The 13,655-nt window shown below is 61.4% G+C and carries 11 protein-coding genes; 7 read left to right on the forward strand and 4 right to left on the reverse strand.

Features of this window, described 5'->3' with window-relative positions:
- The first annotated feature begins 191 nt into the window (after positions 1-191).
- The 4 genes from M3P88_RS08180 (at position 192) to M3P88_RS08195 (ending at position 3,419) form a co-directional block, all read left to right on the forward strand.
- The gene (locus M3P88_RS08180) at positions 192-1,046 is read left to right on the forward strand and encodes a sigma factor-like helix-turn-helix DNA-binding protein (RefSeq protein WP_249615564.1); all 855 of its coding nucleotides are present in this window, start codon (positions 192-194) and stop codon (positions 1,044-1,046) included.
- Positions 1,039-1,404 (forward strand): DUF3106 domain-containing protein, encoded by a 366-nt coding sequence (locus M3P88_RS08185; RefSeq protein ID WP_249615565.1) that lies wholly within the window; start codon positions 1,039-1,041, stop codon positions 1,402-1,404. The genes M3P88_RS08180 and M3P88_RS08185 overlap by 8 nt, the downstream gene beginning before the upstream one ends.
- A 62-nt stretch (positions 1,405-1,466) precedes the next feature.
- A complete protein-coding gene (locus tag M3P88_RS08190) occupies positions 1,467-1,970 on the forward strand; it encodes an RDD family protein (protein WP_249615566.1) in 504 nt (167 codons plus the stop codon).
- 159 nt (positions 1,971-2,129) lie between these two features.
- Positions 2,130-3,419 carry an NCS2 family permease gene (locus M3P88_RS08195; protein WP_249615567.1) on the forward strand — a complete coding sequence of 430 codons (1,290 nt, stop codon included), beginning with the start codon at positions 2,130-2,132 and terminating at the stop codon, positions 3,417-3,419.
- 70 nt (positions 3,420-3,489) lie between these two features.
- On the opposite strand, the gene guaD is transcribed toward M3P88_RS08195, so the two are convergent.
- Entirely contained in the window at positions 3,490-4,788 is a 1,299-nt protein-coding gene (gene guaD / locus M3P88_RS08200; RefSeq protein ID WP_249615568.1) for a guanine deaminase, read from the reverse strand.
- A 111-nt stretch (positions 4,789-4,899) separates the two neighbouring features.
- On the opposite strand from guaD, the gene M3P88_RS08205 reads away from it, so the two are divergent.
- A complete protein-coding gene (locus M3P88_RS08205) occupies positions 4,900-5,400 on the forward strand; it encodes a MarR family winged helix-turn-helix transcriptional regulator (protein WP_249615569.1) in 501 nt (166 codons plus the stop codon).
- 34 nt (positions 5,401-5,434) lie between these two features.
- On the opposite strand, the gene M3P88_RS08210 is transcribed toward M3P88_RS08205, so the two are convergent.
- The 3 genes from M3P88_RS08210 to M3P88_RS08220 all read right to left on the reverse strand — a co-directional run bounded on the left by M3P88_RS08210 (position 5,435) and on the right by M3P88_RS08220 (position 9,592).
- Entirely contained in the window at positions 5,435-7,081 is a 1,647-nt protein-coding gene (locus tag M3P88_RS08210) for a methyl-accepting chemotaxis protein (RefSeq protein ID WP_249615570.1), read from the reverse strand.
- A 172-nt stretch (positions 7,082-7,253) separates the two neighbouring features.
- Positions 7,254-7,877, reverse strand: a complete 624-nt coding sequence (locus M3P88_RS08215) for a lytic transglycosylase domain-containing protein (RefSeq protein WP_249615571.1) — start codon at positions 7,875-7,877, stop codon at positions 7,254-7,256.
- The gene (locus tag M3P88_RS08220; RefSeq protein WP_249615572.1) at positions 7,877-9,592 is read right to left on the reverse strand and encodes a proline--tRNA ligase; all 1,716 of its coding nucleotides are present in this window, start codon (positions 9,590-9,592) and stop codon (positions 7,877-7,879) included. Before M3P88_RS08220 ends, M3P88_RS08215 begins: the two co-directional genes overlap by 1 nt.
- Positions 9,593-9,766: 174 nt before the next feature.
- On the opposite strand from M3P88_RS08220, the gene ycaO reads away from it, so the two are divergent.
- Positions 9,767-11,470, forward strand: a complete 1,704-nt coding sequence (ycaO, locus tag M3P88_RS08225; protein WP_249615573.1) for a 30S ribosomal protein S12 methylthiotransferase accessory factor YcaO — start codon at positions 9,767-9,769, stop codon at positions 11,468-11,470.
- A gap of 176 nt (positions 11,471-11,646) precedes the next feature.
- Positions 11,647-13,515: a low affinity potassium transporter Kup gene (gene kup / locus M3P88_RS08230; protein WP_249615574.1), complete on the forward strand. Its 1,869-nt coding sequence runs from the start codon at positions 11,647-11,649 to the stop codon at positions 13,513-13,515.
- The last annotated feature ends 140 nt before the right edge of the window (positions 13,516-13,655 follow it).

Genomic DNA, 13,655 nt, shown 5'->3' on the forward strand with positions numbered 1-13,655 from the left:
TTGGCCTCTACTTATCTCTATTGCGTCCCGTTGCAGTTAATGACCATAGCGTATCTGCCAAAACACGGTCAAGCGCTTTTGTGCGGCCGCACAAGGCATGGACAGGCTGGAAAAACCGGCCTTTGCTGCATACATACCCTGATGGACTGCGCTTTGTTAAGATAGCGTCTTACCCTTATTCCATACTATTGATGGCGACCCGCAAGCAACTGTCCGGTTTTCTGGTTTCGGCCATGCCCAAAGCCCTGTATCAAGCCATGCTGGTGCTGCCGGACACGCAGACGGCCCAGCAGGCGCTGACGCGCGCCGTGCTGCTCACCATCACCCGTCATGGCGTGGCAAGGCCCGAGCAGCTACCGCTGCTATTCCAGCGCATGCTGGCACAAGCCTGCCGCCGCGCGCGGCCCCCCTGGCGCCAACCGGTACTAGAGGATGCGGATGCGCCCATCCTGCTGGAAATGCTGGCCACTCCCACGCCGGAACAGCACTGGCCAGCGAGCAGCGAAGCGCCCGCACTCATCCATGCCGCACTGGCCTTATTGCCCGACACCGACCGGCAAGCTTATCTATTGCGCCACTGGCTGGGGTTCAGCCCACAGCAAGCGGCACAAAGCATGGCGCTTTCGTCCCGAGCCCTTGCCCGGCATGAGCACGCTGGCCGTCATGCCCTGCATACCCTGCTGTCACTAAAAGGCTTAAGCCTGCCTGCAGGCTACACCAGCCTGGATGCTGCCATCTGCGCAGTATTGACGGCGGCCCTGCCCAAGAATGAGACTCAGCTACCTGCTGTGTGCCTCGCTGCGCTGGATGCCGCCGAACGGCAAGGCCCGCGCCGGCTTGCCCGTCTGCGCCCTTGGCTGACGCTCCATCTGCAGCCCCTGCGCCGCGCGGCATTCACCTTATTGCTGCTCGTCCTGATCAGCACCAGCCTGCCGCAAATGCCATGGCAAACGCAGACCGACAGCCCGGACGACACCGCCTTGCTCGCCGATACCTGGTCACTAGACACCCTGCTCGATCCGGCCCTGGAACAAAATCATGACTAGATGCCTGCTTGTGTGTATCTGCCTGTATACCCTGCAAGCCAGTGCCGGCACGCCCGCTTCACCCGACTGGAACGAGCTGGCCGAACACGAGCGCCAATTGCTTGCCCCTCTGGCCCGCGACTGGAACCGCTACTCCGCCCCCAAAAAACAGGACATGCTGGCTCTGGTTCCGAATGGCAACGCACTCCCCCCCGCCAAGCGGACCCGCTTGCAAAGCAGGCTTAAACGCTGGGCCGAGCTCACGCCGGCACAGCGCCAGCTGGCAAGACAGAACTGGCACAAATTGCAGGCGATGCCGCCCGCACAACAACAATACTGGCGCCAACAACACTCACCGGGTTCACTGGCACCACGCTGAGCCTGCGTACCCCGCCATCATTCAGGTAGAATATCGTCCTCACTCTTGCGCCCGGATACTGCATGCCCGCCCACCCCACTTCACCCAGCGCCCGTCGCACGCTGGCCGCCTTACTGTATGAAGTGCTGCTCACCGCCGCCGTACTATTGGCGATCGCCACCCTGTTAACCCCCCTCAAGGCCGTACTGGGTGCAAGCCCGCTGGCCGAGCTGCTGTTCCGTCTTTTGCTGGCCGGCCTGCTGTTTGCCTATTACGGCTGGTGCTGGGTCAAGGGCGGGCAGACGCTGGCGATGAAAACCTGGCGCCTGAAGCTGGTGCGTGCCGATGGCGCGGCGCTAGACTGGCCGCTGGCCTTGCGCCGCTACCTGATTGCACTGGCGCTGTTTGTCGGCGTGCCGGCGCTGGCCTATGCCGGCTGGAGCCGCAGTCTGGGAGAAAGCGCGCCCTTCTGGCTCGCCCTGGTCTGGTTGCCGCTCCCCTTTATCGCCCGCGGCATCGATCCGGAAAAACGCAGCCTGCACGATAGGCTGGCCGGCACCCGCGTGCTGTGGCTGGGCAAGAAGTAATACCCGCTGGCGGGCACGGCCTGCCACTCCCCACTCCCTGTTCCCTGCCCCCCATCTCCTCTATACTTCGCCCGACGGAGCGGGCGCCGGATATCTGCCGGCTGCCCGCCTAGCGCCCGGTTGTCTCCGGGTTCCTGCAAACTCTCTCCGGAATCACGCATGCTGGAAAAACTGTTCCACATCCGTGCGCAAGGCTCGTCCGTGCGCACCGAAATCCTCGCCGGTTTCACCACCTTCCTCACCATGTCGGCCATTTTGTTCGTCAACCCGGACATCCTCGCCGCCGCCGGCATGGACCATGGCGCCGTGTTCGTCGCCACTTGCCTCGCCGGTGCCATTGGCTGCCTGCTGATGGGCTTGCTCGCCAACTACCCGATCGGCCAGGGGCCGGGCATGGGCATCAACGCCTTCTTCGCCTTCGGCCTGGTCAAGGGCATGGGCCTGCCGTGGGAAACGGCACTGGGTGCCGTATTTTTGTCCGGCATCCTGTTTATTCTGGTGAGCCTGTTCAAGGTACGCGAATGGTTCGTCAACGCGATTCCCGCCTGCCTCAAACACTCGATCTCGGCCGGCGTCGGCCTGTTTATCTCGCTGATTGCGCTGCAACAGGCCGGTATCGTCGTGGCCAGCCCGGACACCATGCTGGCGCTGGGGCCGCTGGGCACCCCATCGGTGCTGCTGGCTGCATTTGGCTTTTTGCTGATGGTGGTACTCGACCGCCGCGGCGTGCCTGGCGCCATCATCATCGGCATTCTTGCGGTGACCGCGATCTCGGTTGGCTTGGGTTACACCCCGTATGGCGGCATCGTCTCGGCGCCGCCTTCGCTGGCGCCGACCTTCCTCAAGGCCGACATCCTCGCCGCTTTGCACCCGGCGGTGCTGGGCGTAGTGCTGTCCTTCTTTTTGATGAGCCTGTTTGAAACCTCGGGCACGCTGATCGCCATCGCCGAGCGCGGAAACTTCCTCGACAAGGACGGCCACCTGCCGCGCCTCAAGCGCGCGCTGCTGGCCGACTCGACCGCGATCAGCGCCGGCGCGCTATTGGGCACCTCCAGCACCACCAGCTATATCGAATCGACCACTGGCATCGCCGCCGGCGGCCGTACCGGTCTTACCGCCGTGGTGATTGCCGGCCTGTTTATCGCCGCGCTGGTCTTCGCGCCGCTGGCGGCGATGGTGCCGGGCTACGCCACCGCACCGGCACTGCTTTACGTTGCCATCCTGATGCTCAGGAGTCTGACCCATCTGGAGTGGGACGAGCTGACCGAAACCGCACCGGCCATCGCCTGCATCAGCACCATGGCCTTCACCTTCTCCATCGCCGACGGCATCGCCTTTGGTGCCATCACCTATGTGATCACCAAGCTGGCTACCGGCCAAGGCAAACAGCTGTCGCTGCCTATCGTGGTGATCGCCGCCCTGTTTATCGCGCGCTATCTGTTCCTGTAAAAACAGGGAGTAGGGAGTAGTGAATGGGGAGTATCCCCACTCCCTACTCCCTACTCCCTACTCCCCAGCCTCAGCCATGCACCTTGCGTCCGGCGATATAGGTCGCCGCGATGGCGCGGTCGTCGCCCAAGGTCATCTGGATGAACAAGGCCTCGTGAATGTCGCGCGCGTAGCGCATGCGGTACTCGATGATCGGTGTCGATTTGAGGTTCAGCACGCACAAGTCGGCTTCCTTACCCGCTTCGACGCTGCCGATTTTGTCCTGCAAACCCAAGGCCTCGGCCGTGCCGCGGCTGGCGAGGTAGAAGGCATGCGCAGCAGACAGCGCGTAGCCGTTCAATTGCGCCGCCTTGTAGGCTTCGTTCATGGTCTGCAGCATGGAAAAGCTGGTGCCGGCCCCCAGATCGGTCGCTAGGCCGACCTTGACCGGGCGATGCGCAGCGCGCGCCTGCTTCACATTGAAGTAGCCGGAGCCAAGAAAGAAGTTGGAAGTCGGGCAGTGCGCAATCGCGGTGCCGGTGCCGGACAGCACCTCGAGTTCGGCTTCGGACAGATGGATGCCATGGCCGTAAATGGCGCGCTCACGCAGCAGACCATAGCGGTGATAGACGTCGGTATAGTCGCGGCATGCGGGAAATAGCGACTTCACCCATTCCACTTCACCACGATTCTCCGACAGGTGCGACTGGATCAGCGTGGTCGGGAATTCGCCCGCCAAAGCACCGACCATTTCCAGCTGCTCGTGGCTGGAGGTCGGGGCAAAACGCGGCGTGATGACATATTCGGCGCGGCCCTTGCCGTGCCAGCGCTCAATCAGCACCTTGGATTCGTCGTAAGCGCGCTGCGGCGTGTCGAGCAAGGCTGCGGGCGCATTTCTATCCATGCACACCTTGCCGGCCATGATGCGCATATCGTAGCGGGCGGCCTCTTCAAACAGCGCATCGACCGACTGCGGAAATACCGTACCAAACACACAGGAGCTGGTGACGCCGTTCTTGTGCTGCTCTTTGAGGAACAGCGCCGCGACTTCGGCGGCGTGCGCCTTATCGGCAAAACCCTGCTCGGTGATAAAGGTGTAGTTGTTCAGCCAGTCGATCAGCTGTTCGCCGTAAGCGGCGATCATCTCGGTCTGCGGGTAGTGCACGTGGCTGTCGATAAAGCCGGGCAAGATCACGCCGTCGGTGTAGCGCGTAACTTCAAGCCCTTCGGGCAGGGTAGGCAGGAGCGTGGAGGCGGGGCCGACGGCGGCGATCTTGCCATCTTCCATCACTACGATGGCATCCTCTTCATACACCATGCAGTCCTGCAGTTCGCGCACGAACGGGTCGTCCTTAAAGGTCAAGAGTGCGCCGCGAATGGCTGTTTTCATCGTTACATATCTTCAAGCAAAGAATCTTTCTATCAAAATTCTTCAACAGACGCAAAAAAACCCTCTCGTGTTAAGCTTACGACATTATTAATCCATCCTAAGCCTGCCTGTATGAGCGTCTCCTCTCCCGATCAGATAGACCAGATCGTTGCCCTGTGGCGCGCGGTTCGCCCCGACCTTGATCCCTCATCGACCGAAGTTATCGGCCGCATTGCACGCATGGAATATTTCATTACCCGGCGCGTGCTGCAGGATCTGGCGCTACACGCCATCAATGTCGGCGAATTCGATGTGCTGGCCGCGCTCAGACGCTCGGGGGCGCCGTTCCAGCTGTCACCGGGACAATTGCAGAATATGGTACTGATTTCGTCCGGCGCGCTGACCAACCGTATCAACCGGCTGGAAAAGGCAGAACTGGTGACACGCCGCACCGATCCGAACGACAGGCGCGGCGTGATAGTCACGCTGACCGACAAGGGACTGATGGTGATCGAGGATGCGGTCAGCCATCATCTGGCCGCCGAGGCGGAGCTTTTGACGCCGCTGGATCAAGCCGAACGCGTGCAACTGGCGGCGCTATTGAAGAAGCTACTGCTGGCGCAAAAGGATTAAGTGGCCGGGCAAGCCGGCCGCTTCAGGGACAGGCTCAGGTACGGAAACGGCCGATTTCCAGATCCAGCTCGCTGGACAGTTTAGACAACTCGCCGGCCATGGCGGCCGACTCGACCACCGCCTGGTTATTGCTTGAGCTCATCTCGGCAATGCGCTCTACATTACCGGCCGCTTCGCGGCTGGCATGACTTTGTTCACGCATGGCAGCGGCAATCTCATCCGTCTTGCCCAGCACCTGGGCCGACAAGCTGCGTATGTTTTCCAGCGTTTTTGCAACGGCCTGGCTCAACTCGACCCCGCTACTCATGCGCCCGGCCGCCTGCTGCATACTGGCAACCGCAGTCTGGGTCTCGCCCTGCACCTGCGAAATCTTGGAGGAAATCTCGTTGGTCGCCTGTGCCGTACGCTCGGCCAGCTTGCGCACCTCATCCGCGACGACGGCAAAACCACGTCCGCTTTCACCGGCACGAGCGGCCTCGATCGCAGCATTCAGCGCCAATAAATTGGTCTGCTCGGCAATCTCGCGGATCACGCCGACGATGCTGCCAATCTCGCTGGAGCGCTGGCTCAGGGTGGCAATGCTACGCTCGGAAGCCTGGATCACCTGAGCAATTTCCGACATTTCCCCGGCAGCCTGCCCCGCTACCTGACTACCCTGAACCGACATTTCCATACTGGAACGGGCTTCATCCGCCATCTGTGACGCATGCTCGGCCACACGGCTGATACCGGAAGTCATCTGCTCGACCACCGCCGCCGTCGACGAAGAGGCATCAGCCTGGGCACGCGAAGCCTCGGTAATGCGCGATGCAACTTGCGACATGGCATGCGAGGTCGCGCTGACACGCTGCGAGTCTTCACGGGTGCGTTCGATAAAGGCGGCCAGATTACCCAGCAAATCCGTGAGTGCACGCGCCGTCTCGCTGACCTCATCCTTGCCGGTTACCTGCGCCCCCCTCGTCAGATCATTATTTTCCGCCGTATGGCGCATACGGGCCTGCAACAGGGATAGCGGACGGGTAATCGAACGCGCAATCAGGATGGACAGCAAGGCACCAGACAACAGCGCGGCCAGTACCGCCACCAGCAGCAAATTGCGCATCTGTGCCAGCATGGCTTCTTGCCGCTGATCCGCCGATTCAATATCCGCATTGGCCTGCTGATTCATATTCTCAATCTGGTCACGCAGGGCATACAGCTCGGACTTGAAAGGCATAATGGCGGCATCGGCCATATTGGCAGCCGCGATCTCACCAGAAACGATACGCGCAAATAGCGCATCCATTCCCTTGCGATAGACCTCCAGCTTGCCCTGCAAGACATCAAACTCCGCTTGCCTGCCAGCCGCGCGCGGCTGACTCTTGGACGCCTGCAGCAAGGCGGCAAGCTCGGTCACATGCTTGTCGAATTTCTGCTTGCTACTTTGCAGGTTTTTTTCCGCATCGGCCGGGTTGCCGATGCTCAGAAAGATATCCTTTTCATACTGCCGCACGCTCAACAAGCTGGCTTCAACCCTATGCATCTGCTGGCTGAATGCCACATCACCGGCCAACAAGTCTTCCAGGTTGGCATCCACCACGCGAAAAGCGTACCAGCCGACCCCGCCCACCATTCCGACAAACAGCAACAAACAAGCGGCCAGCAAGGCCACTCTTTGCCCTATACGCATTCTTTCCAGCATGTTCTCTCCTGACTCGGCCAAACGTGATGCTTTGGCGCAAAGCGCCATTTGCGAATCATGCCATCAAATCAATCCATATAGATAAAATATATATTTAGAGTTCGTTATTTATTAAAGACAAAGCCCGCACGATGGCGGGCCTGCTAAAAAACAGCGTAATTAGACGTGGGGATCAGGGGCGGATAGACGCGGCTTTTTGCAAGCCGGCAGGCGGTGTCCATGCCCAGTGCTTCTGCCAGGCGCCACGCACCAGATCCGGATATTCGGCGCGGCCGCGACTACCGTTGTAGCGCCCCAGCGCCAGAAACAGGTTGCCGCGTTCGCGGTCGATATAGTGGCGCAGAATGGCGCAGCCGTAGCGCAGATTGGTGGTCAGGTCGAACAGATTGTGCTCCGGCGTCCCGATGCTGCGTGTCCAGAACGGCATCACCTGCATCAGGCCGCGCGCGTCGGCACTGGAGACCGCATATTTCTTGAAGCCGCTCTCCACCTGAATCAGCCCCAGCACCATTTGCGGGTCCAGTCCGGCACGGGTCGCCTCGTAATGGATGGCGGTCAGCAGGCGCTCGCGCGTCCACGCGTCCGGTATGCGTTTTTCCAGCCGCCGCGACATTTCCGCCAGCCACGCCTGCCCTTCCTGCGGACTATCAAACACCAGCCGTGGCGCATTGACATCACCGACGCTGCGGCGCAGGGCCGAAGCGACGGTGTGCGACAGATCTTCTTCGCGCTGCGCGCCCGCCCACGCAGGCAAAGCCAGCGTAGCGAGCAGCAAGGCTATCGCGGCGCGATGCATCAGGCGCTCAGTTTGCCAAGCACGAAGGCGAGCACATTATCGGCAGCCAGCTCGGTCTTGTCGGCATCACGGCGATGCTGGTACTCGACCTTGCCTTCCTTCAGGCTGCGCTCGCCAATCACCACGCGGTGCGGGATGCCGATCAGCTCGGAGTCGGCCAGCAACACGCCCGGGCGCTCGTCGCGGTCGTCCAGCAAGACATCCACACCCTGGGCCAGCAGGCCCTGATACAGCGCCTCGGCCGCTTCGGCCACGGCTTCGCTGCGCTTCATGCCCATAGGCACGATCACCACGCTAAATGGTGCCAGCGCATCGGTCCAGATAATGCCGCGCTCATCGTGGTTCTGCTCGATGGCGGCACCCAGAATGCGCGACACGCCAATACCGTAGCAGCCCATCTCGAAATGCTTGGGCTTGCCGTCCATGTCGAGGAAGGTCGCGTTCATTTCCTTGGAGTATTTATTGCCCAGATAGAACACATGACCCACTTCGATGCCGCGCTGGATCGCCAGCACGCCCTTGCCGTCCGGCGAGGCATCGCCTTCCAGTACATTGCGGATATCGGCAACTTCCGGCTCGGGCAGGTCGCGACCGAAATTCACCCCGGTCAGATGCACATCATTCTCGTTGCCGCCGACCACCATATCGGCCATCACCGCCACACTGCGGTCGGCGTAGATCTTGCCCTTGAAGCCGACCGGGCCTAAAGAGCCCGGATTGGCACCAAAGGCAGCCACGATGGATTCGGGCGCGGCAAAAGTCAGCGGCTTGGCCACACCGGCAAGCTTCTCGCCCTTGATTTCATTCAGCTCATGATCGCCGCGCACCAGGAGCAGCACCGGCAGTTTGTCTTCGCCATCCCCCTCTACCACCACCGCCTTGACTGTCTGCTTGATGTCGCAGGACAGGAAAGCCACCAGCTCGTCTATGGTTTTCACGCCGGGTGTGGAGACCCTCTGCAGCGCAGCGCCTGGCGCCGGACGCGTGCAGGCCGGGGCCACCGCCTCGGCCAATTCGATATTGGCGGCGTAGTCGGAATCCGGGCAGTAAACGATGGCGTCTTCGCCGGTATCGGCAATGACCTGAAACTCGTGCGAGCGGTCGCCGCCAATGGCGCCGGTGTCGGCCGCCACTGCGCGATAGCTCAGGCCCATGCGGTCAAACACGCGCTGGTAGGCGGCGAACATATTGTCGTAGCTCTTGAGCGCATCTTCGGCGCTGCGGTCAAAGGAGTAGGCGTCCTTCATGGTGAACTCGCGGCCACGCATCACGCCGAAACGCGGACGGCGCTCGTCGCGGAATTTGGTCTGGATCTGGTAGAAATTCTTCGGCAGCTGGCGGTAGCTTTTCAGTTCGCCGCGCACGATGTCGGTCACCACCTCTTCCGAGGTCGGCTGGATCACGAAGTCGCGATCATGGCGGTCCTTGAAGCGCAGCAGCTCCTCGCCCATCTTGTCCCAGCGCCCGGTTTCCTGCCACAGCGCGGCCGGCTGTACCACCGGCATGGCAATTTCGATGGCACCGGCGCGGTTCATTTCCTCGCGCACGATGGCCTCGACCTTGCGCAAAGCGCGCAGCCCCATAGGCATCCAGCTGTAAACGCCGGCAGCGACCTTGCGTATCATGCCCGCGCGCAGCATCAGTTTCTGGCTGACGATATCGGCGTCGGCCGGAGCTTCCTTAAGGGTAGAGATGAAAAACTGCGAAGCGCGCATGGTGAAAACGTCCTTAGAAATGGCTTAGATGGCGCGATTGTAGCGCCGGCGGGGTGCAAGGTGGAAGCCGGGCGTGCGCCTAAGCCGGCCGGTGCCATCCGGTTTCCCTGCCTGGCGGCCTGCGTGCTAAGCTGCGCGACCATTTAAGCATCTCCTGCGCAGGAAGTACCGATCATGCAACATTTCATCCCCGGCAAAGACGCCGCCCTCGAAGACTCCATCGCCACCATGCAGGCCAAACTGGCTGCGCGCGGCTTCAATATCGAGGAAGTATCCTGGCTCAATCCGGTCGACAACTGCTGGTCGGTACATATCCGCGACCGCGATTGCCCCTTGCTGTTCACCAACGGCAAGGGCGCCAGCGAGCTGGCGGCACGCGCCAGCGCTCTGGGCGAGATGTTCGAGCGCCTGTCCTGCCATTATTTCTGGACTCACTTCTATCTGGGTGAAACACGTGCCAAGCGCCCCTTCGTCCATTACCCGCAAGAGCGCTGGTTTGCGCTGCCAGCAGATGGCAGCTGGCCCGAGGGCCTGCTGAACCAGGACCTGCTGGCCTTCTACAATCCGGACGACGCCATCGATGCGGCGACGCTGGTGGACCTGAACTCGGGCAATGGCGAGCGCGGCATCTGCGCCCTGCCTTACACCCGCGTATCGGACGGCGCGCAAAGCTGGATACCGGTCAATATCATCGGCAACCTGTATGTCAGCAACGGTATGTCTGCCGGTAATACCCAGCCGGAGGCGCGCACCCAGGCGCTGTCGGAAATCATCGAGCGCCATATCAAGTTCCGCATCATCGCCGAAGGCATCTGCCTGCCGGAGGTACCGGAGGCGGTGATTGCCCGCTACCCGCGCATCGCCGCCGGCATTCAGGGCTTGCGCGACGCAGGTTTCGGCATTCTGGTAAAAGACGCCTCGCTGGGCGGGCGTTACCCGGTGATGAACGTCACCATGCTGCACCCGCACGATCAGGGTGTATTCGCCAGCTTTGGCGCGCATCCGAGCTTTGAAGTGGCGCTGGAGCGCGCCCTGACCGAGCTGTTGCAAGGCCGCGCGCTGGATGCGCTGGCCGGCTTCCCCGAGGCGGGCATGGATATGGACGAGGTCGCCAGCCCGTCCAATCTGGAAACCCACTTTGTCGACTCGGCCGGCATCATAGGCTGGCCCTTCCTGGCCGCCCAGCCCGATTTCGCCTTCGCCGACTGGGACTTCAAGGGCAGCACCCGCGAGGACTACGAACGCCTGTGCGCCATCATCCACGAGGACGAATTCGAGATCTATGTCTCCGACTTCACCGAACTGGGCGTCTACGCCTGCCGCATTCTAGTGCCGGGCATGTCCGAGATCTATCAGGTCGACGATCTGGAGTGGGAAAACAATAGCGTGGGCAATAGCGTCCGCCCTGCCATCCTGAACCTGCATGCGCTGGACGAGGCGGGCTGTGCCGGGCTGCTGCGCGAACTGCAGGTGCTGGGATTGGCCGACCACCGTTCGCTGTGGGAGATTCTGGGGCTGGCCGTGCCGGAAGGTTCAGCCTGGAAAACCCTGCGCATGGGCGAGCTGAAAACCCTGCTGGCACTGGCTTGCGGTGATAAGGCGGCCATCCGCGAAGGGCTGGAATGGATACACCACTTCCGCCAGATTGCCGACACACGCTATCACGTTTACCGCTGCATCGAGACCCTGCTCGATCTGGACGGCGAAGGCGACTTCCGTCCTGCGCTGGCGCTGTTGTATGGCGCCGACACGCTGGCACTGGCCGAAGACCTGCTGGCACGACGCGAGCGCTTCTTCGGCCTGTCCGCGCCGGGGTTGGCGCTCGAAGGGCTGGAACTGCACCAGCGCCTGTTGCAGGCTTACGACAAGCTGTTCTGATCCGCCCGCCCTGCCCCTGCGACAGGGGTACAAGCCCCCCGTCCATAGGGCGGGGGAAATTTTCTGCTACGCTGCAGGCGATGCTTGGCGCACAGAATGCTTGAGAGTAAGCTGCGCGCTATTCATTATGGGTTGCTGCATTGCAACCTTCTCAACCACGATCAAGTCTGGTTACTATGCAGGTTCACAACAATAAAGCCATGGCCGGCATCACGCTGGCCGCACTGGGCGTCGTCTATGGCGACATCGGCACCAGCCCGCTCTACACCCTGAAAGAATGTTTTTCCGGCCACTACGGCTTGCTGCCTACCCACGACAATGTGCTGGGCGTGCTGTCCCTGGTGTTCTGGGAACTGATTCTGGTGGTCTCGATCAAGTATCTGAGCTTTGTGCTCAAGGCCGACAACCGCGGCGAAGGCGGCATCCTGACGCTGATGGCACTGTCCAAGCGCAAGGTGCGCGGCACGCCGGGCTGGCTGTTGATGATATTGGGCATCATGGGGGCCGGCTTCTTCTACGGCGAAGTCATCATCACCCCGGCCATGTCGGTGCTGTCGGCGGTCGAGGGTCTGGAGGTCATTACCCCGGCCTTTACCCCCTATATCCTGCCCATTTCGCTGTCGGTATTAAGCGGCTTATTCCTGATTCAGAAACACGGCACCGCCCGTGTCGGCACCCTGTTCGGACCGGTAATGGGCATCTGGTTTTTGACGCTGGCCACGCTGGGCGTGGGCGGCATCATGGATAACCCCGAGGTACTGGGCGCACTCAACCCGGTCTGGGGCGTGCGCTTTATGCTGGATAACGGCATGATCGCCTTTCTGACGCTGGGCTCGGTGGTGCTGGCCATTACCGGCACCGAGGCGCTGTATGCCGATATGGGCCACTTCGGCAAAAGCCCGATCCGCCGTGCCTGGTTTGCGCTGGTGCTGCCGGCACTGGTGCTCAACTATTTCGGTCAGGGCGCACTGATTCTGGCCGAGCCGGCCGCGGTGAAAAACCCCTTCTTCAATCTGGCGCCGGACTGGGCCATGTATCCGCTGGTGGGTCTGGCAACCTTCGCCACGGTGATCGCGTCGCAGGCGGTGATTTCCGGCGTCTTCTCGCTGACGCGCCAGGCGGTACAGCTGGGCTATATTCCGCGCCTCTCTATCCTGCACACCTCGGAAAAAGAAATCGGCCAGATCTATATCCCGATGATCAACTGGGCGCTGCTGGCGGCCGTGATTGTGGTGGTGGTGGCCTTCGGCAGCTCGAGCAACCTCGCGGCGGCCTACGGCATCGCGGTGACCGGCACCATGGTGATTACCACCTTGCTTGCCGCCACCGTCGCCCGCCGTAACTGGCGCTGGCCACTGTGGGCGGTCGCACCGGCCACGGCGCTCTTCCTGTTTATCGATGTGCCGCTATTTGCCGCCAATATCCACAAGATCAGCGCCGGCGGCTGGCTGCCGCTGGTGATAGGCGCAGTCATGTTTATCCTGATGACCACCTGGAAGCGCGGCCGCAGCCTGCTGGCAGAAAGGCTGGACGAGCAGGCCATTCCGCTGGATAGCTTTATCGAGAATATGGAAGCCTACCCGCCAACGCGCGTAGCCGGCACCGCGGTATTCATGACCAGCTCCAGCTATGGCGTACCGCATGCCATGTTGCACAACCTCAAGCACAACAAGGTGCTGCATGAGCGCGTGGTGCTGCTGACGATACGCACCAAGGACGAGCCCTATGTCGATCCGGAAGAGCGCCTGGCCATCACCCGGCTGTCGGATTCGTTCTGGCAGGTGCTGGCCGACTACGGCTATAAGGAGACGCCCGACGTCAACGCCATCCTCGCGCAGTGTGAGGTACAGGGCCTGGCTTTCGAGGTGATGGATACCTCCTTCTTCCTGTCGCGCGAAACGCTGATTTCGACCGACCGTCCGGGCATGGCACGCTGGCGCGAAAAACTGTTTGTCGGCATGAGCCGCAATGCGCTCAAGGCCACCGACTTCTTCCAGATCCCCACCAACCGCGTGGTGGAACTGGGCGCCCAGGTCGAGCTTTAATTGCGGTCGATTTTTTAAACAGCCGCTTTCCCATCAGGCACGCCACATCCTTTTGCAGGGTGTGGCGTGCTTTTTTGATGCAAGAATTCAACAGCCCGCCCCCCACCCGCACCTGGCCACACAAAAAAAATCCACAAGAA

This window comes from Craterilacuibacter sp. RT1T (genome assembly GCF_023502145.1).
Taxonomy (GTDB): domain Bacteria; phylum Pseudomonadota; class Gammaproteobacteria; order Burkholderiales; family Chromobacteriaceae; genus Craterilacuibacter.